This window comes from Pseudomonas sp. YuFO20, from assembly GCF_035064975.1.
Taxonomy (GTDB): Bacteria; Pseudomonadota; Gammaproteobacteria; order Pseudomonadales; family Pseudomonadaceae; genus Aquipseudomonas; species Aquipseudomonas putida_AE.
This window is the reverse complement of sequence record NZ_JAXDEO010000079.1, coordinates 1-20,615: the sequence shown is the minus strand read 5'-3', so window position 1 is coordinate 20,615 and position 20,615 is coordinate 1. Positions and strand designations below refer to the sequence as shown.

At 58.4% G+C, this 20,615-nt stretch carries 12 protein-coding genes; 7 read left to right on the top strand and 5 right to left on the bottom strand.

The window, feature by feature from the left end; translation table 11 throughout:
* Positions 1–76 precede the first annotated feature (76 nt).
* The 5 genes from SOP85_RS28140 to SOP85_RS28120 all read left to right on the top strand — a co-directional run bounded on the left by SOP85_RS28140 (position 77) and on the right by SOP85_RS28120 (position 9,443).
* The gene (locus SOP85_RS28140) at positions 77–4,114 is read left to right on the top strand and encodes an RHS repeat-associated core domain-containing protein (RefSeq protein WP_323628989.1); all 4,038 of its coding nucleotides are present in this window, start codon (positions 77–79) and stop codon (positions 4,112–4,114) included.
* Positions 4,115–4,351: 237 nt separating this feature from the next.
* The gene (locus tag SOP85_RS28135) at positions 4,352–4,903 is read left to right on the top strand and encodes a fimbrial protein (protein ID WP_274077129.1); all 552 of its coding nucleotides are present in this window, start codon (positions 4,352–4,354) and stop codon (positions 4,901–4,903) included.
* Positions 4,904–4,982: 79 nt separating this feature from the next.
* Complete coding sequence (locus tag SOP85_RS28130; RefSeq protein ID WP_323628988.1) at positions 4,983–5,738, top strand: fimbrial biogenesis chaperone; 756 nt, start codon at positions 4,983–4,985, stop codon at positions 5,736–5,738.
* A 19-nt stretch (positions 5,739–5,757) separates the two neighbouring features.
* Entirely contained in the window at positions 5,758–8,271 is a 2,514-nt protein-coding gene (locus SOP85_RS28125; protein WP_323628987.1) for a fimbria/pilus outer membrane usher protein, read from the top strand.
* Positions 8,262–9,443 carry a fimbrial protein gene (locus tag SOP85_RS28120; RefSeq protein ID WP_323628986.1) on the top strand — a complete coding sequence of 394 codons (1,182 nt, stop codon included), beginning with the start codon at positions 8,262–8,264 and terminating at the stop codon, positions 9,441–9,443. Before SOP85_RS28125 ends, SOP85_RS28120 begins: the two co-directional genes overlap by 10 nt.
* Before the next feature lie 51 nt (positions 9,444–9,494).
* Here SOP85_RS28120 and SOP85_RS28115 read toward each other — a convergent pair whose 3' ends face one another.
* The 5 genes from SOP85_RS28115 to SOP85_RS28095 all read right to left on the bottom strand — a co-directional run bounded on the left by SOP85_RS28115 (position 9,495) and on the right by SOP85_RS28095 (position 18,303).
* Positions 9,495–10,967, bottom strand: coding sequence for a hypothetical protein (locus SOP85_RS28115; RefSeq protein ID WP_323628985.1), 1,473 nt, complete (start codon positions 10,965–10,967; stop codon positions 9,495–9,497).
* Positions 10,968–11,092: 125 nt separating this feature from the next.
* The gene (locus tag SOP85_RS28110; protein ID WP_323628984.1) at positions 11,093–13,306 is read right to left on the bottom strand and encodes an autotransporter outer membrane beta-barrel domain-containing protein; all 2,214 of its coding nucleotides are present in this window, start codon (positions 13,304–13,306) and stop codon (positions 11,093–11,095) included.
* 230 nt (positions 13,307–13,536) lie between these two features.
* A complete protein-coding gene (locus SOP85_RS28105; RefSeq protein ID WP_323628983.1) occupies positions 13,537–15,543 on the bottom strand; it encodes a hypothetical protein in 2,007 nt (668 codons plus the stop codon).
* Positions 15,544–15,807: 264 nt separating this feature from the next.
* Positions 15,808–16,950, bottom strand: a complete 1,143-nt coding sequence (locus SOP85_RS28100; protein WP_323628980.1) for a glycerate kinase — start codon at positions 16,948–16,950, stop codon at positions 15,808–15,810.
* A 231-nt stretch (positions 16,951–17,181) separates the two neighbouring features.
* Complete coding sequence (locus tag SOP85_RS28095; RefSeq protein WP_323606132.1) at positions 17,182–18,303, bottom strand: sugar diacid recognition domain-containing protein; 1,122 nt, start codon at positions 18,301–18,303, stop codon at positions 17,182–17,184.
* Between the two features lie 146 nt (positions 18,304–18,449).
* Here SOP85_RS28095 and SOP85_RS28090 point away from each other — a divergent pair, with 146 nt between their 5' ends.
* A complete protein-coding gene (locus SOP85_RS28090) occupies positions 18,450–19,460 on the top strand; it encodes an aldo/keto reductase (RefSeq protein WP_323628979.1) in 1,011 nt (336 codons plus the stop codon).
* A gap of 201 nt (positions 19,461–19,661) precedes the next feature.
* Entirely contained in the window at positions 19,662–20,543 is an 882-nt protein-coding gene (gene rarD, locus SOP85_RS28085) for an EamA family transporter RarD (RefSeq protein WP_323628977.1), read from the top strand.
* Positions 20,544–20,615 lie beyond the last annotated feature (72 nt).

Sequence of the window (20,615 nt, the reverse complement as noted above, 5' to 3'; positions counted from 1 at the left end):
CGCCAAGGACCACAACTTTCTCGGCTTTGGCAGCGGTCTGTCCTGGAGCGATGATGGCCTGGACAACCTCTATAAAGTGCGCTCCCCGTTCGACTACGAAACCACCGAAATTCTCTGGGACGCATCGGGCAACAAGAAGGCGCAGGAGACCCGGCGGGTATACAACCGCTTGCATCTGTTGACCCTGGAAGAAACCACCCAATACAGCACCGATCCCGGGAAAGACCACACCTATCTGAGAACCGATACCGAGTACTACTTCGACCCGAACCTGGACTTCAAGAATCAGAAGCCCTATTGCCAAATGCCGAAAACCGTGACCCAGACCTGGCGCCACGTCAGCGCCACACTGCCCCGCCACGTGGAGACCGTGACCGCCACCTACGACGACTTCGGCAACCTGCTGACCCAGGTCAACGCCGACGGCATAACCGTAACAAACGAGTGGTACAAGGCGGCAGGCGAGGTGGGCTGCCCGCCCGACCCACAGGGGTTTGTGCGCAACCTCAAAAGCAAGACCGTGACCCCGGCGGCCTCCCAATATGGCAAGGCCCCGACCCTGCAAACCCGCTACACCTACACCGAACAACTGGGCCTGGCCGGCAGTGGACCCTGGTTGGCACTGCGCAATGAAACGCTGGTGCACATCGGCGGTGGCGGTGCAGCAACGGAGTTGCGACAACTGACTCATGACTACATCAACACCCCTCAAGAGAGGCTGACCCACGCGCGCATCCTCAGGTTGACTCAAACCTTGCACGGCCAAGCCCAGACACTGACCTCCACCCAGTACCGCTACAGCTTCACGCGTAATGCCCGTGCCAACGCGATGGTCATGCGCACGGAAAGTGAATTGATCGGGTTCGATGATACGCCCGGCAAACCGGTCCGCAGGGTCCAAACCCAGGAACACTCATTGCTCAACGGCTACAAGCTGCTCAACTATGACGACAACGACGCCAAAGTCGCCTACGTCCATGACCAGATAGGTCGCGTGATCGAGGAGATGGTGGCGCCCGACTCTGATGAATACAGAGCCAGCCGTACCTACACCTACACGTTGACCAACGGTGGGGGCGCTCAACAGGCCAGGCAAACCGCCAAGGACGTCAAGGGCGTCGAAACCGTCAGCTGGCTCGATGGGCACAATCGGGTCGTCAGGGTAGAGCGTCGGGACGCCGATGGCCTGGGAGGTGATCCGCTGGCGTTTCGCGACACCTATAAAGCGACTTACAACAATCGCGGCCAATTGATCAGCGATACTGTCATCGACTGGGAAGGCGCTGCCGACAAGCCCTTGACCCGCCAGTTCGAATACGACGCCTGGGGGCAGCAATTCAAAGTTGTCGGGGCCGATGGCGTGGCACAGATCATCGAAGTCGATCCACGCACGCAAACCTTGCGCAGCTGGACTGAAAGCACCGTCACGCCCCTCAACATCAGTGGCAAAAGCCGCACGACACTCAACAGCTTCGGCAAAGAAGACAAGATTGAAGCACTGGACGCACAGGATAAAGTCGTCAGCACCAGGGAGTATTTGTATGACGGCCTGGGCAACTGCGTTGAGAAAATCAACGAGATGGGCGAGTCCACGCGTTTTGAGTTCGATTTGTTTGCCCGGATACAGGCCACAACCCTGCCCGACTACACTGAAATTCACCGCACTTACGCGGCCCACAGTAGCGGTGAATTGCCGATCGACATGCAGGTTGTCGCCAGTGGGCTGACTGTCAGTGTCGGCAACCAGACGTACGATGGCCTGGAACGCCGCAAGACCTTGAAAGTCGGCCCGCGCCTGCAGACGTTTGAGTATCAGGGTGGCCAGTCCAAGATAAGCAAGGCAATCACCGCCAGCAAAAAGGAAATCACCTACGAGTACAAGCCAGGCCTTGTGGGTTCGCCGGTGGGCAGCATCGCGCCGGACGAGCAGTCGAGCTTCAACTATGACAACCAGAGTGCGCAACTGATCCTGTCGCAAAACAGCCAGGGCGAGAATGGCTTCGCCTTCAGCTCCAACGGTCAATTGCTCAAGGAGACATGGAAGGACCAGCACACCGGCAAACAATGGGAAACCACCTACACCCAGACCTTGAACGGACTTCCCCTCACCCGTGTAGATGCCAATGGCTTGGCCTGCACCTACACCTATGACGATAAGGCGCGACTCAAGACCATCACTCAGGGCCAACTCCTTGCCAGCTTCGAGTACGACAACCTGGGACAAATGAGCACAATTACCACCCGCAACCAACATACCGCGCAGACACTGCGAACCACCCTGACGTTCGACGATCAAGGCCGGGAAATCATGCGGCTTATGGAGCTTGAAGGTCACCCCAGGCAAACGATCAGCCAAACCTACCGCGACGACAGCAAGCTGCACACGCGACACTTGCAGGTGGGCAACCAGACCGAACTGCTGGAAACCTTCAACTATGACCAGCGCGGACGCATGGTCGAGTACACCTGCGACGGCCCTGCCCTGCCCCAGGACAGCTATAAAAATGGCATCAAGGAACAGCTGTTCGAGTTCGATGCATTGGACAACGTGACCGCGGTCTACTCACTGTTTGCCGACGGAACGCGTGACGATGCCTTCAGTTATTTCTCACCGAGCGATCCGTGTCAATTGGTGAAAGTCACCCACAGCCACCCCGACTATGACGCCAGCTTCACGCTGGACTACGACGACGACGGCAATCTGTTGCACGACGAAAACGGCCAGGCCCTGCACTATGACACCCAGGGCCGGTTGCTGAGTGTCACCGATACCGGCGGCAACACCGTCAGCCGGTACCGCTACGACGCTCATAACCATCTGCTGGGCGTCACTCGCGGCACGCAGATCGAAACCTTGCGTTTTTATCAGGACGATCAGCTGAGCCACACCGAACAGGGCAACAGGAAGATTCATTACCTGTTCCTCGGCGAACAGCCGCTGGGCCAACAAGAGCAGGATGACCCGGAACAGACGTTACTGCTGTTGACGGATGGTAAAAACAGTGTGCTGGCCGAAAGTGGTAGGAATGAACTGCGCAAAGCGGTCTATGGCGCCTATGGCGAACGCAATCCGGACGCCAAATTGGAGTGTCTGCTCGGGTTCAACGGTGAAGTGCGGGACGAACTCAGTGGCTGGTACCTGCTGGGCCGGGGCTATCGGGCCTATAACACGACGCTGAGGCGCTTCCATAGCCCGGACTCGCTCAGCCCGTTCGGTGCTGGCGGGGTCAATCCCTACGTGTACGCGGGAGATCCGATCAACTATACCGATCCGACCGGGCATGCCAATCGGGGGGCTAACTGGGAGGGGGTAGCGGGTGCGGTACTGTCGGGCATTGGTATTGCGCTTAGCATTGCGGCGGTACCTGTAGCCGCACCTGTTGGCTTGGCATGGATTACCACCCTCCTTTTTACAGGGATAGGTGTTGGCGGCGGCGTTTATGGAATGTATGAAGGCATCATGGGCAATATCGCAACTAAAAAGAAAGACCGGGATAAACACGCGAGAAGTTCCTTGATTTCTGGGAGCATAGACGCTGCTGTGGGTGCGGCGCTCATTGGGTGGGCTTTAAGAGCCAAAGCCAGAGTAGCCAAAGCCGCAGCCAAAGAAGCGGCTGAAGCGGCTGAAGCGGCTCCTATACCAAGCAACGGATCAAGTTTTGAATCCGCAGAGCCATTGATGGAAGGAGGGGCCGGCCGCCGCAGGTACTCGGATTCCCAATTGATTGAAGGGCCTCCGGGAGAGACGGGGCCTCGGGGAGAGACAGGGCCTCGAGGGCCTGAAGGGCCTCGTGGGCCTCGTGGGCGTCGAGGAAGTACGGGAGAAATGGGACCTCCGGGGCCACCAGGACCTCAGGGGGTGCCAGGACTGAACGGCAGTTTTCCCTCAACTGGCGTATCTCCACCTGCACGGCCAACTGCGGCGTCAACGACACCGCCCGACCCAGTTTCAGGCCCTTCTAGAAGACGGGATTCCTGGGGTTTTGAAGACCTTTACAACCAGCAGAATAATCGAATGGATGAAGTCAATTTAAATCCGGTAAATTCTCCAGCGACCGATACGATAGAAAACATAGACGAAATATTAAACAACATAAGACGCAACAGCGAATAAGATTAAGGGCTCCACTTCTAACCAGTGGAGCCTTTTTTTTCGCAAATACAGATAAAACATCCGCAAACATAACCCGGCCCAACACTGAGAGTTCTCTCATATCCCCCTCCCCCCCTACCCTCTAAACTCCCGCCTCCGAGACAACTAAACTACCCCCCCCACTCGCATCGATCGTGAGTACCCCGGCACCGTCTCGTTAAATAAACGCCGGATTAAATCAATCAAAGGATTTGTTACATGAAGAAATCTCTATTCGCACTTCCGTTAGGCTTGGCACTGGGCCTGGCGGCCACTTCGGCCTTCGCGGCCGATGGCCGGATCAACTTCACCGGCAAGATCAGCAGCGCTACCTGCCCCGTTGAAATCGTCAACCCGGAAAACGGTGCCGTGGGCAACCTGGTTTCCCTGGGCTGGGTCGATTCCAGCGCCTTCCCGAACGTCGGCGCCGTTGCTGGCGAACGGGCCTTTCAGATGCGCATTACACCGGGCACCGCTTGCGTCCTGGACCCTACCAAACTTAACGCCACCGTGACATTCAACTCGGTGTACGGCGGTGGTGGTGATCATTACGGCCTGAAGCCGACCGGTAACCCCGCGAGGGGCATTGCCGTGGCGATCAAGGACGTTACCGGTGGTTTCATCAAGAATGGCGAGACCTCCACCGTCTACAAACTGGACGAAACCAAACCGACCCTCATGGACTTCACCGCCATGTACATCGCCACTGCGGCGACGGTAACCCCGGGCCCCGCCGATTCTGATGTCGAGTTCACCCTCAGCATCAACTGATCACGCTCCTGCGTTTTAAAACAGCAGGTTCACCGCCTGCTGTTCGAGAACGATTCCTCGACACAGGGATTTTTTTACTATGTTTGGCTTGATTAAACGTCCTGCCCAAGTCAGGAGCGGCGCACTGTCTTGCGTGTTGTTTGGCGCCCTTATTACCTGGTTGCCAACTAGTTACGGGGCGTTAACCATCAGCAGCACGCGAGTCGTGTTCGACAGCGACAAGCGCAATGTTTCGTTGACTGTTTCCAATCCCAGCAACAAACCCTTCGCCGTGCAGACCTGGGTGAATACCGCAGCCGACGACCAGACCACTGCCGTGCCTTTTATCGCGTCACCGCCGCTGTTTCGCTTAAATGCCGGTAAAGAACAACAGGTGCAGATCAACGGCTTGCCCAACAAGTTGCCCAAAGACCGCGAATCGCTGTTTTATTTCAACGTTCAGGAAATACCGCAACTGGAAGCCAATGAAGTCAACCAGTTGAATATCGCATTGCGCACGCGCATCAAGTTGTTCTACCGACCTGTGGAACTCAAGACCAATGCGCTGGACAGCCTGAAAGAGTTGAACTGGTCAATAAAAAAAATCGACGGCAAAAGCCGTCTGGTGGTGACCAATCCCACGCCCTTTCACGTGTCTTTCGTGCGCATTGAACTCCTTGCAAACGGGCAGAAAGTCAGCCTCAAAGACACTCCGATGGCACTTCCCCTGGACTCCAGCACCTATGAGCTGGACGGCTTGAAGCCTGTGCCGGGAATGCAGGTCAGTTTTTCCGCGATCACCGACTACGGCGGCTTTACGACCCCAATGACCGTGCCCGTCGGCCTTGATCTTTAACATTGCGCGGACTATCACCATGCCTTTCTTCCCGCACCAGAGTTCGACTTGCGCGCAGCGTCTGTTTTACCTTCTGGTATTCACCGGCGGCGGCATTGTATTGCTGCAAACCAAGCCGGCGCAGGCCGCCAACCCGGTGGAGTTTCAGTCAACCTTTATGCGCCAACTGCAAATCCATGCGAGCGATGCCGGTGCGCTGGCCTTGAAAACACTGTCCAGTGGCCAGGATCTGGCGCCCGGACGTTACCTGGTGAGTATTGAGGTCAATCGCACCTTCTTTGACCGCCGGGAAATCGAGTTCAGCCCCCATGCCCAAGGCGATGGACTCTCCCCCTGCCTGTCGCTGCAATTGATCGAGGAGATCGGCGTAAAACTCGACAGCCTGGAGGAGACTGAGGCCTCACTGAACAGTTGCATCGATCTGCAGCAGCTGATTCCCGGTGCGCAAATCGAGTTCAATGCCGGTCAGCTGACGCTGGCGCTCTCCATCCCGCAGATTGCCATGCGTCGCGATGTTGCCGGTTATGTCGATCCGCAATTGTGGGACTATGGCATCAATTCGGCCTTTGTGAACTATCAGGTATCGGCGCAACAGGGTCGAAATTCGTCAGGCCACAACAGCTGCCAGGACCTGTACTTGAACAGCGGCCTGAATCTGGGCGCCTGGCGTTTGCGCAGCAACAATGCCTTTCGTAGCGACTCACAGGGCGAACGCACATGGACGCGCGCCTATACCTATGTCCAGCGCGATCTCCCCGGTACACACTCGCAGTTGACCCTGGGCGAGACCTACACCCCTGGCGATGTATTCAGGAGCATTCCCATCAAGGGCGTGCAAATTGCTTCCGACATGAGCATGTTGCCCGACTCGCTGCAACAGTATGCGCCGATCGTTCGAGGCGTTGCGCAGACCCGGGCCAGGCTCGAGATCCGCCAGAACGGTTACCCCATATATTCCACCTATGTCAGTGCCGGTCCCTATGAGATCAACGACCTGACGACCGCCGGTGGCAGCGGTGAACTGGAAATCATCCTGACCGAAGCCGATGGCCAGGTGCGACGTTTCACCCAACCCTATTCAACCCTCAGCAACCTGCTGCGCGAAGGCGTCTGGCGCTACAGCACCAGCCTGGGGCGTTACAACTCCCCGTCGTTTGCCAGCGATGACTCCTCTTTATGGCAAGGCACTCTCGCCACCGGCGTGGGGTGGAACTCAACCCTGTACGGCGGGTTGATGGCCAATGACTTCTATCAGGCCGGCACCTTCGGTATCGGCAAGAATCTCGGCGCGATCGGCGCACTCTCGTTCGACGTCACGCGCTCCGCAGCCGATATCGACCCCCATGACAGCAGCCGCAGCGTCCAGGGCATGAGCTACGCGGCGAAATACGGCAAGTCATTCGAAACCCGGACCAACTTGCGCTTCGCCGGTTATCGCTACTCCACCGAGGGTTATCGCGATTTCAGCGAAGCGGTGCGCGAGCGCAGCGCCGACCAGCGTTATCGCGGAAGTCGACGCAGCCTGCTGGAGGCCTCGGTGTTCCAGAACATCGGGACCCACAGTTCGCTGAACCTGACACTGTCCCAGGAAGACTACTGGCGCACCGATTATCAGCAGCGCCAATTCCAGTTCAATCTCAGCACCCGCCACAACACCGTCAGCTATAACCTGTACGCATCACAATCACTTAACGAAAAACAATCCAACGACCGCCAGATCGGCCTGAGTATCTCGGTGCCGCTGGACTTCGGCCGCTCGACCACCGCCACCTTCGACCTGAGGCAAAACCATGGCCAGCTCGATCAACGCGCGTCTTTGTCTGGCCGGGGCGAGGGAGATCGACTCAACTATCGAGCGTCCCTGTCCAACAATGAAAGCCAGCAGAAATCCGCTGAACTGGCGCTGGCCTACCAGACACCCGTTGCCAGCCTGGGCGCGGGTATCGCTCAAGGCAGCACTTACAACAATGTTTCGCTCAACGCCAGCGGTGCGCTGCTGCTCCACGGCGACGGCCTTGAGTTCGGCCCCTATATGGGTGAAACCAGTGGCCTGGCCCATGTGCCGGACATCGCCGGCGTTGGGGTGATCAACGCCTCGAGCGCCAGGACCAATGACCGTGGTTATGCGCTGATCCCCTACCTGCAACCCTATCGGGTCAACCGGGTAGTCCTCGATACCGACCAGCTCGATCCGAACATAGAGATCGATAACGGCGTGACCCAGGTGGTTCCGCGTCGCGGTGCAGTCGTCAAGGCCACATTCCCCGCACGCAAGGTACAAAGGCTGGTGCTGACCACCCGTGACAGCCAGGGCGCACCTTTGCCCTTTGGAGCCCAGGTCAGCAACAACGATGAGGAAGTACTCGGGATAGTCGGCCAGGCCGGGCAGGTACTGCTGGGGACTGTCGATGCCCGGCAAGTCCTGAATGTGCGCTGGGGCAACGCCTCCACCGAGCAGTGCCAGTTGCAGCTCGATGTCCCGAGCATGCCGCTGGAGCAAGGTTATCGGGTCCAGGACCTGACTTGCCGCTGACCCAACGCTTCGTTCACTCATGCTCGATGCACCCCGTGGTGCGTCGAGCTGTTTTTGCCAGGATAGAACACAGCATGTCGATCAGATTATTTCCGGGCGTTCTGTTCACGCTCGCCGCCAGCGGACTGACGCCGTTCGGTGCCGCGTATGCCGCCTCCAATACCTGTTACTGGGGGGGCGCTTCGGGGCCTATTCGGTATGTGGCCGATGTGGGTGCACTGTACATTCCCAGAGATGCCAAGGTCGGTGATCCGATAGGCCCGATTGAGAGATCATTCAGGCAAGGTGGCTCAGGGTTAACGATCCACTGCGAAAACACAGACGGGCGACTGACGTTCAAGGCTTCGGCCAATGCCGCGCCAGTATCCGGGCCAATCCCCAGATTGAATGGCATGGACATGCGAGGCACGTTGCTGCAGACCAACATTCCCGGGGTCGGCGCCCAGATCACGTTCGGCACTCCCTACGATGGCCGCACCAACGGATTCTGGAAACTGAGCGGCCCCGACAGTACAGTCCCCTTCGAGGGCTACATCGATTTCAGCACGCCCTTTGTCCTGCAGCACTCTGTGTTGCAAGGCACTGTCACTTTGGTCAAGACCGCGACGATCGGGCGAGGAACGCACACGCTGGAGTCAGGAAACGAACTGGTCAAGGCCTCGTTCACCGGTGTTCCCAATGCCTTCGGCCTTGCGCTGAGCGGCTCCGTCACCCAGGCGGAGTGCAGCCTGTCGGCCCTTCCGGTGAGCGCCGACCCCGTCAAGCTGGGAGACTGGCCAACCTCACGGTTCAAGGGCGAAGGCGAAACCACCGATCCGGTGCCGTTCAGCATCAATTTGAACTCGTGCATATCCGACCCGCTGCCGGGCGGCACAGTGACGACCGCGCACATTCGCCTGGAGCCCACCGCGGGCTCGACGACAGTTGACACTAGAAGGGGTTTGTTCAGCCTGGGCGGCAGTTCCACCGCAAAAGGTATTGGCATTCAGATACTCAAAGATGATGCCCAAACCCCTGTCGAATTGGAGGCCGATGTCGCCCAAGGCGTCATTCCGGTCACCGGCGGCATGCAGTTGAAGTTCAACGCTCGCTACTATCAGACCGCGCCCACGAAGGATGTCGTGGCCGGTTCCGCGGATGGGTCGCTGGCGTTTACCATTACCTACAAATAGATCTGTTTGCCCGGCAGGGGGGCCTGCCGGGAAGCCAGTGGAGAGGGTCGACTAGGTGACCAGCTTGATCGACATCGGTTTGAAGGCACGATAACTCTGCCCCTGATCAAAGCTGACACTGGCGTGCAGGGTAAACGTGCTGTTGAGGGGCAGTGCCGCTACATAGTCCTTGGGCAATGGCGTGGTGAATTTTCGGTTGGCATTGAGAGGTGTGGGTGCACCCTCGAGGAAATCTGTTCGAACGCTGGACGCCAGTGCCCACACGTTTATGAGTTGGGTGTCCTCATGGTAGGCCCATTTCTCCATCTCTATGGTTGCACCGGACTGTTCAACCTTGTTCCGGGAGAGGGTCGCCGGTGAACCGATCTGCGCCTCGGGGCAGCCCACCGAACCAAACGTCTGTCCGCCGAGCTCGGTGATGGCCAGCGTATATTTCGCCGAGGGCTGGATGTCGCGTCCGGCGCGGTAGCTCACCTCTGACGTGCGTCCATCTCCCCCCACGGGAATGTTGGCCGCGACGACCGACGCGGTAATGGCGAACTCCAGGCCGCCCGGCGTGGTCGGCTTTACCCCCATTGCAGAACCTATACCCCCCTCTCCGCCCAGGCCGATAAAGTCCACCGTCACCTCTTCACCCGGATCGACTTCCGAGCCAGCCACCACCACAGTCACACCTGATATACCCAGGAAAGGATTCAACACGCCCGTGCCGTTTTGCGAATTGGTCGCCTGCTTGATGGTGGGGAACTTGCGCGGGGTGGGTGGGCGGATATTGACGCTCAGTTTCTCGTCAACGGAGAGGGTCGACTCACTACCGGCTCTGTCGCGCACCCGATAGGTCGCGTAATAATCCACATTATTGGTGCTGTTACGCAGCAAGTCGCCCTTGAAAAAGACTTGCACGGGCTTGCCTATGTCACCCGGCTCGAGGGTCCTGGTACCGGCTATCTCCCGTCCACCCGGGGAGCGCTCCCAGTACGTGGTGATGGCATCCCCGACTTTTGGGCTGTAATCGGGGAGTGTTACCACTACCTGGTCCTGGTGAGCGGGGTCGGCGAGATAGGCAGCGGTGATCTGGTTGGGGGGGAGAACTTCGGGAGGAAAGATCAACTTGCTATTGGTGGGAAGCATCGGTGCCTGGGTATCCAGCGTCATCACCAGATCGGATGATTCTTCTGTTTCGTCATTGTAAATCGTCACCTTGTATTTGAACCGGCGTTCCCCATCGTTACTGCGCAACCAGGCTTGGGGCACTGCAAGATACCGGTCCGAGTCCTCAATGGGCTTGTTCCACTTACGGGTGACCAACGCAGTGACGCTACCATCGACGAACAGCTCAACGGTTTCCTCCGCCAGTTCGGGGCTGGAGTTTAGCGGCACTGTAAACCAGACCTTCAGATCGGCATGGGTCAATGCCTCCGGCAACAGATTGGTTTGACCACCTGGCACATTCGGGAGCAAGCCGACAATCTCAGGCGGTGGCAACGTAGTGCTGGAAAAACCGGTACCTTTGAACTGGACCATGAACAGAACTCCTCGAATTAAAGCCAGCAAGGGAAACCGGAATCCGGCTTCCCTTGCTGGCGTCATGAAAAGAACATTGATCTGCTGGTGCAACGCCAAGGGTTCGAAGAAATCAAGCCAGCCAGTTACCAGCTGTAGCGGGCACCCACATTGATGCCCCAAGGCTGCTCGATCTTGTCGCCATTGCTGTAATCAACGTCCAGGTGCATGGCAACCTTGTCAGTCACCGTCATGGCCACGCCCGCGCCCAACTCGCCGCGAGATCCCGACAGGTCGCTGCGGAAACGGTTGTCGTTGACCTCAATGTCACTGTTTTTGGCGAACTCGTGGACATAGGCGGCGCGCAAATACGGCTGTACCGTCTTGCCTTCGGCCCAGGTGAAATTGCGACCGACAGTCGCACCGGCTTTACCCAACAAGGAATGCGCACGATCCCCGTCGGCGGCCAGGCCGTTATCCAGGTCGTAACTCGCGCCATCGATCATCACGCCCGACAGTTGAGCATAAGGCTCGACGTAGTAGTCATCCGCCAATTTGATGTTTCGCCCGAACTCCAGCGATGCACCGATGCCGTTGGTGTCGTAATTGCCTTTGGTTTTTTGGCCGTCACTGAGACGAACCGTTGATTCATTCTGGAACCGGTTGTACTTGAGCACGCCGTCGAAGTAATAGCCGCTCTGCATATCCAGCCACGTGGTGTAGGCACCCAGGTAGTAACTGTCGACTTCGCCAGTCGTGCCATGGCTCAGGTCCAGGTCGGACTTGCTGTAACCACCCATCAGGCCGACCAGCCATCGCCCATCGCCCATGGGCAGCGGCGCATCGGCACCCAACGAAATGCCCTGCTGGGTTTGCTTGTAGGCAACCCCGGAACTTTCACTGACGTTGTATTTGTTGCCATAGGCACGGATCCAGCCACCGGCCTTGCCGTGATCCATTCGCACTTCGCCCATGCGCGAACGCAGGGTGCTGAGTTCGCCGTACCAGACGGTGGGCGCGGCATTGAACAGCGCCATCACCGATTGGGTACCCGGGCTGATCACACGGCTGGCGGTGTCCAGGACCCAGTCGTTGTTACCCTGTTGGATCAAGTCATAGGAAAATGCGCCCAGATCCACGGAGCCTCCGGCCAGGGCGAAGGTGGCGTCACCCGAACCGATATGGACCACGGACTTCGAACCCGCCCCCACCGGTTCAGTACCCTGGCTGTCGAGCGCGACCAGATGGTTGCCACTGGCATTGCCGGTCACGGTGAGGGTATCCACTTCACCCGTGGTGAAATTGTTGTGCATGTAGAAGGTCCCGCCCTCGCCCGCGAGCGTTTCCACCGACAGATTGAAGAACTGGCCCGGATTGCCGAACTGCACACCCCCGCCATTCAACGTCAGGTTCTGCACTTGACCGTCACCGACCATGACCCAGCGAGCATCGTTGCTGATCGACAGGTTCTGGACGTTTTCCAGGCGCCCGGTCAGGGTTGCAGACTGGTCGAGTGCGACGTTGGCATTGCTGTCATCCGCCACAATGACATCGCCCACCAGGTGACTGTTATTGACGTTGAAGTTCGCCGAAGAACCGTTGATGACCTCCAGTAGCGTGCCGTTGCCGCCCTTGAGCGTGGAGCCGTTGTTCACTTCAATATTGGCCCGCTCGGTGTTGGTCTGGGTCAGGCCATCGACAATGATGGCCGACCCGCTCAGGCCTTCGACATGGGTACTATCGAGAACCAGCGCATTGTCCGCGGGCAGGTTGTTGGCGGTGAACACGCTGACACCATGGAGCCCGCCGACGATCTTGCTGCCCGTTGCCAGGACCTGGCCGCCGAAAGTCTGTACGCCGATGCCATCGGCATTGGTGGCGGTAACGGTGGTGCCGGAGTCCAGCGTCAAGCGCGATTGTGCGCTCAGGCTTGCACCAAACTGGCCGCCGGTGATCTGGCTGTTGCCTACCCTCGCGGTGGACCCACCGACTGCCGTCGCTATCAGGCGCAAGCCCGTGCGATCGCTGACGACACGACTATTGGTAATGGTTGCATCACTGTTGGACAACTCAACGCCATTGCTTGTACCTAAAGCAGTTGTAGTTGCGCCGTTGAGCACAAGCCTTGATCCCGCCTGCGCGCGAATCTGATGGGTGGTAGCGCCATTGGCCGTCAGGCTTGAACCGTCACGCACCAGCCAACTGTCTCCAACTGTCTCGGCATTGATCGTCTTTGAACTACCATTTTCAACCACCGATTGCGCCAGCGCACACGGCCCCATCAACAGCGCCGGCGCCAGTATCGAAAGCTTTAGCATCCGTGCAAGCGGTGACACTGAAAAAGAATGGCTGACGTACATGGGTCTCTCCTGAGTCTGTTGGCTATAGGCAAAATCACCATCTAGCGGAATCTTTCAGATCTGTGTCTGAAGGGCCCGCGATCCTATGAAATTTCCTACATCCGAGATGTAGGACTTATCCGAATGAGCGCGGGAATTCTCCCTGGTAACTAGGTGCCCAGTGCATAAGCGCTGTTTGAAACAGAACTCGACACGGACGGAAAACGTCTGTGTCGACTCTGGAGGTGTAACTAAGGGGTAATCGGGCACTGATCGCTCGGACCATGGAACGCCGTACGGGTGACTAACGGCTCGGAGAAGACATCTTCCGTTCCGTCATTGAAGAAATAATGGATCTTGGCGCGCCCCCTGCGATTTGGATTCTGGTCATAAAGTGGTTGGATATAAGTGCTGTAAGGCGTGACAACAAATTCGAAACCGGTGAGGGGCAACCCCGGATCTCCCAATGTAAAATCCTTCTCGAATTTCACATCTGGAATCGGCACCTCGGGGCTTGTAAGATCGTCGCCTATCATGGGGATGAACTCGAAGCTGATGGTATCTCCGTCCTTCAGCAGCCCCGTCAGGTCGGGTATCCGAACCTTCAGCGATCCATCAGGTTCCAGCGACTGGCAACCCGGATACCCAGTGGGATTGGGAATTTTCGGGAAGCTCGCGGGGGGCAGTTCAACCGCTACCGCGTCGACGTCAACCTCGATAGCCTCTGAATGCAGATCATTTTCCACACCGGGTCTGTGGACCTGATAGTGCACAGGAATGGCATCACCGTTGTTTCCCGCCTTGATGTATTTCCAGGGGATGTCAGCGATGTGATCTTCACCAGGAACGTGGGTTGTATCGTCAAAAATGACCTGCGCCTCGACGACCCGCAGCCCATTCCAGAAAACGTTGACGACATCATCGTTCTGTGCAGTGGCGAACCAGGGGAATGTGAATTTAGCGTCATGCCCCTTGTCGTCCCTCGTCAGCTCATTGGTTCTGCTCTCGTCGAAGTTCTTGACTTCTCCTGCGGGCAGGGCTGGATGAACAGGGTCAGGCCAGTCGATGGGAGGCCAAGGCACCCATGGAATGGGCACTTCGAAGTTGACTGGAAAGTTGGCGGATTGCGGACCGAACGGGCGCCCCTTGCGAATAATCTGATAACTGACCGCGGTCGGTTTGATACCGGTGGTGGCTTGTCCGTACTCTTGCAACATCAGGACGGCAGGTAACACCTTAACTTCCATGGTGAGCATGTTGAGAAAGTCGAGATCCGGCTGTACGCGAGTGCTGCCCCAATGCAAACGAACCTTGTCACCGGCTTTCCAGTTATCGTACATATCGATCCAGGCACTCACGCCCACCCGAACATGCTCGTTCACCAACGGCCCGGGGACAGCTTGTGGAACTTTCGGTGGTCTCAAATTATCGGGAAGCGGACCGAAGGTCAGGCCGACGGTTTTATGCACCGACACTGCACTGGGGTTTTGTGCCGCATCAAGCAACACATAAAGAAATACGCATTCCGCATCACCGAAGTCCCGGATCGTCTTGGCAGGGATCTGCACCGGTGTATCGGTCACACCGGGCGAAGGAACAGTGCCGAAGAACACCAATGGGGCGTTTGTCGGATCGTCAGGAATCTCTGCGGCATCCACCAGGTAAATGGCAAGCTTATCGGTGGCTTTCCAATCCAAATAACCGGGGAGCGTAAGTGTCAGGTTGCCCCCTACCGGCAAGTTGGAATCATCCAGATAATCGGCAATCAGTTTCAATGCGTCGGGCGGCGCGTGCTTGTACGGCGGCAAGCGATCGCAAATCACCGTGGTCACTAATGAAGGAGTTTCGTAATTGGTGTAATCGGTAATGACGTACTGCAGGCGGCACGTCGCATCATCCGGCAGAAAATTGGTATCGATTGTCATGAGATACGGGAAGGTTTCCGGAAAAGGCCCTCCGTCAGCCGGGCGAGTGAACTCGTGTTCAGCGACCTTATCCCACCGCCCCGATCCGGTATCCAGAAAAAGTTCGACTTTGTCACTGATACGCGGCGGGGGCAGATTTTCCCACAGCGGAATGTAAACTTTTAGCCCATCCTTTAGCCTGGGACCGTTGAGAAGGCCGCTCGCCTTGTCGGCATAATCCTCATCCTTGATCTCAATCACCAGATCGGCAAGGTTCGCCTGATGCTCAGTGCGCTTTTTTAAATAGGCCGCGTTGGCCTGATGTCGTTGCAGTTTGTTTGTTTGCGTCGTCATTTACGCTCTCCGGCCATGCCATTGATGCCATAGACGGTGCTATGGCGCTGCGTCGGTCGACAACATGGGGGCTGAGGATAAGCGGATGACTCTCGCCATACAGCTGGCCGAACTGACCTCTGGGCGAATTAAGCGCTGATGAGAGAAAAAGCGAAACTGTCAAAGTTGACAGGTGGGTATTGATACAGGGATCCGCAAACCCGTGACAACCGGCGATACCCAAGCACGTTCAAGTTAGATAACGACCGGTCGCCACAGGTTGAGTCAGCGCTGGCCGGTAGCCGTCCGCCAGACCCGAGCAATGTCTGTCGCCCGTTCACGCAACAAACGCGGAGCCTCGGTACACGCCTGCTCCAGTGTCATTGGCCCGCTCGTCAAAGCGAACGCGGCGTCGATGCCATGTTCGTACAACGCCTGGTAGCCTTCGCCCAGTGTGCCGGCGATGACGATGACCGCAACGCCCTGTTCTTGAGCGATGCGGGCAACACCAAACGGTGTCTTGCCGCGCAATGTTTGCGCATCGAAACGACCTTCACCGGTGATCACCAGATCGGCATCCACCACCGCCTCGGCCAGACCCACCAGCTCCGCCACCACTCCAACCCCTTCCATGAATTGCGCCCCGAGAAACGCCTTGGCGGCAAACCCAAGGCCGCCCGCCGCACCGCTGCCCGGTTCGTCGCGTACGTCTTGTGCCAAGGCGTTTGCGCAGTGATTGGCAAAGTGCCCGAGGGCTCGGTCCAGCTGTTCGACCTGTGCAGGCGTTGCGCCTTTTTGCGGGCCAAAAATGGCGGAGGCTCCGTGAGGACCGCAGAGTGGATTGTTCACGTCCGCTGCAATGTCGACGCGCACTTCGGCCAGACGCGGATCGATGCCGGTCAGATCAATGCGGGCCAGTTGCGCCAGTGCCAGACCACCGGGTTGCAATTGCTGGCCCTGTGCATCGAGCAGCCTCACGCCCAAGGCTTGCATGGCACCCGCACCGCCGTCGTTGGTGGCGCTGCCGCCGATGGCCAGGATCACCCGCTGCGCACCCGCATCCAGTGCCGCACGAATCAACTCGCCGGTGCCGAAGGTGCTGCTGATGCAGGCATCGCGGCGGTCGAGGGGCACCAACTGCAAACCACTGGCCTCGGCCATTTCGATGATCGCGGTGTGGTTTTGGGGTAACCATCCCCATGCGGCATTGACCGTTTCGCCCAGTGGCCCGCGAACGTCGGTTCGGCGCAGCTCGCCATCGCATGCCGCGAGCACTGACTCGACCGTCCCTTCCCCGCCGTCGGCCATTGGGCATTTGATCAATTGTGCATCGGGCCAGACTTCGGCCAAACCCAGGGCAATGGCATCGGCTACGCCTTGTGCGCTGAGACTCTCTTTGAACGAATCGGGGGCGATGACGATTTTCATGGGCGTTCTCCAGTTCCAATGCGCTCATCCTGCCAGCCGGCCGGAACAATAACGCCGGGCTGCTGCACAAGCGGCACTGAAGATTATTGTTCATTCACACAAACCCGCTGCCTACTGTAGGAGCGAGCTTGCTCGCGAAGGATTCAAGGGCGTCGCGTTTATCCAGGTATTACGCGTTATCGTTAACGTCCATCGCGAGCAAGCTCGCTCCTACGGGGGCTGGTCTTTTCTTTACGGGAGGGCTTCGGTCTGGGGGAGCAGTTGCACGCCGAGGTAGAGCGCGAGCATGCCGTCCAGCTTCAGTGGATCTACGCCGCTGAGTTCGGCAATGCGCTCCATCCGATAGCGCAGGCTGTTGCGGTGAATGCCCAAGGCGTCGGCACAGGCCTGGCTTTGCCCATCGTGTTCACACCAGCTGCGCAGGGTCGCCAGCAGTTGGCCGTTATTGTCCCTGGCGATGACCTGGCGCAACGGGTTGAGCAGCTCGTCCAGCGCATCGTCGTTGCGATGACGCCAGAGCATCACCGGCAATCGGTAGCGATCAAGGGTCAACAAGCGCGACTGCGGCAACACCTCGCGCCCGTAGGCAAGCAAGTCGCCGACCCGACGATAGCAGCGGCGCAACCCCAGCAAGCCATCGGCCTGCCCGCCCACGGCGATGCGCAGAATGTTCCAGCCCAGGCCATCGAGTTTCTCCAGCAGCCGATCATTTTCGACGCTCTGGCTGGCAGGCCTGCACCACAGCAACGACGACTTGGCCGGACTCACGCACCAGCTATCCGGATAGCGCGACATCAGCCAGGCGCTGAGCGCCTCGACGGTGTGCCCAGGACCGTGCTCCGTGCCCAGTTCGAACAGGTATGGCACCCGCGTCATCTGCGGCTTGAGCCCCAGCTGTTGCGCCTCGTCGATCAGCCGTGGCGAACTGCCGGCCTCACTGAGCAACAGCGCCAGCAAGTCATCGCAACGCTGGCGCCGCCATTGCTGCTCGGCCTGCTGGTTGCGCTGGCCCACCAGCATCTCGGCGGTCATGCGCACCAGTTCGGCGTAGGTGCGCAATTGCTCGGGTTCGCCGGTGATGCCCAGCACGCCGATCAAGCGCTGGTCGAGCATCAGCGGCAGGTTGATACCCGGCTGCACGCCTTTGAGGTGGATCGCGGTCTGCGCATCGATCTCGACCACGCGACTGTTGGCCAGCACCAGTTGCGCGCCTTCATGCCGGGTGTTGACCCGCTCCGGTTCGCCGCTGCCGAGGATCAGGCCCTGGCTGTCCATGACGTTGACGTTGTACGGCAGGATGGCCATCGCCCGGTCGACGATGTCCTGGGCCAGGTCGTGATCGAGTTCGAACATAGCGTTGGTCCTGAAAAGCTTGATGGGACGGGTAGTTGCAGAGAATCACCCACATTTTTGCTGCACCGTGTTCGATAAATCAGTTTGATCCACAGGCAGGTTCTGGTATTTGTTTGAGCCCTTCCCTGCGGCAAAAGGATTTCCTCATGAGCTACCGCACACTGGGTCAGTCGGGTTTGCAGGTGTCCACCCTGACCCTGGGCACCATGATGTTCGGCGAACAGACCAGCACCGAGGATTCCCTGCGGATCATCGACAAGGCCTGGGACCAGGGCATCAACTTCATCGACACCGCCGACGTCTACACGGGTGGGCGCTCGGAAGAAATCGTCGGCGAAGCAATCGCCGGCAACCGCCACGAATGGGTGCTGGCGACCAAGGTCGGTTTCGGCCCGGCGGACGGTGTGCCGAACCGCAGCGGTTTGAGCCGCAAGCATGTGTTCAATGGCATCGACGCCAGCCTGACGCGGTTGGGCACTGACTATCTCGACATCTATTACCTGCACCGTGAGGACCACAACACGCCGCTGGAGGTTACGGTCTCAGCGATTGGCGACCTGATCCGCCAGGGCAAGATTCGCTATTGGGGGCTGTCGAACTATCGTGGCTGGCGCATCGCCGAAGTGATTCGCGTGGCCGACAAGCTCGGTGTCGACCGGCCGGTGATCAGTCAGCCGCTGTACAACATCGTCAACCGCCAGGCTGAAACCGAACAGATCACTGCCGCGCATAATTACGGCCTCGGGGTGGTGCCCTACAGCCCGCTGGCCCGCGGCGTGCTCAGCGGCAAATATGCGCCGGACGTAAAACCGGACGCCAACAGCCGCGCGGGTCGTGCGGACAAACGCATCCTGGAAACCGAATGGCGCGTCGAGTCCTTGCGCATCGCCCAGCAGATCCAGCAATACACCCAGGAACGCGGTGTGGGCATCGTCGAGTTTGCGATTGCCTGGGTGCTGAATAACAGCGCCGTGACCTCGGCCATCGTCGGGCCGCGCACCGAAGAACAGTGGGATGCCTACACCAAGGCGCAGGCGGTGAAGATTACGGCTGAGGATGAGGCGTTCATCGATTCGCTGGTGACGCCGGGGCATGCGTCGACGCCGGGGTTCAATGATGTGAGCCATTTCGTGTCCGGCCGTAAACCCAATAATTAAACACCCCTGTAGGAGCGAGCTTGCTCGCGATGGTGGTCAACGATAACGCGGGGAGACTGGATGCCCGCGGTGACCATTCGCTCATCGCGAGCAAGCTCGCTCCTACAGGGTCGTTGTAGATATTGATCATCCGGCCAATATTCAGCACAAAAACCACGTATCCTCCGCAACCCGTTTTACGTTCAACCTCGCGAGGACAGCTTGTCTAAAGGTATCGCTTTATCGGTGTCGGCCTCGGTGCTGTTTGCCGTCATGTATTACTACACTTCGTTGCTCAAGCCCTTGAGCGGCGTGGAGATTTTCGGCTGGCGCATGCTGTTGACGGTGCCGTGCATGACGGTGTTCATGCTCGTATCCGGGGAATGGCGGCGGGTGATCGACCTGCTGCGCAGGATTGGCGCGCACCCGAAGCTGATCGGCGGCCTGATACTGTCGGCAGCGCTGCTGGGTGTTCAACTCTGGCTATTCATGTGGGCCCCGCTCAATGGCTACAGCCTCGATGTATCCCTGGGCTACTTCCTGTTGCCGCTGGCCATGGTCCTGACCGGGCGTATCGCCTACGGTGAACGGCTGTCCTACCTGCAAAAAGTCGCGGTGTTCTTCGCCAGCCTCGGCGTGGTCAACGAGCTGTATCAGGTCGGCGGATTCTCCTGGGCGACACTGGTGGTGGTCATCGGCTATCCCCTGTACTTCGTGCTGCGCAAATGGCTGAAGGCCGACAACCTCGGCGGGCTCTGGCTGGACATGACCCTGATGCTGCCGATCGCCTACTGGTTCGTCCACGGTGGCGAGCAAGGCTTCGGTGTCTTCGATCAGCATCCGGCGCTGGCGTGGCTGATTCCATTGCTTGGTCTGATCAGTGCGTCGGCGCTGGTGGTCTACATCATCGCCAGTCGCTTGCTGCCGTTCAGCCTGTTCGGGCTGTTGAGTTATGTCGAGCCGGTGTTGTTGCTGGGGGTGGCGTTGTTGCTGGGGGAAAGTATCAAGCCTGGTGAATGGCTGACCTATATTCCGATCTGGATGGCGGTAGTGGTGTTGGTGTTTGAAGGGTTCAAGCATCTCGTTCGGCATCGCCGACCTTAAACTCAACACAAAACAAATGTGGGAGCGGGCTTGCTCGCGAAAGCGGTGTATCAGTCAACGTTACTTGTGACT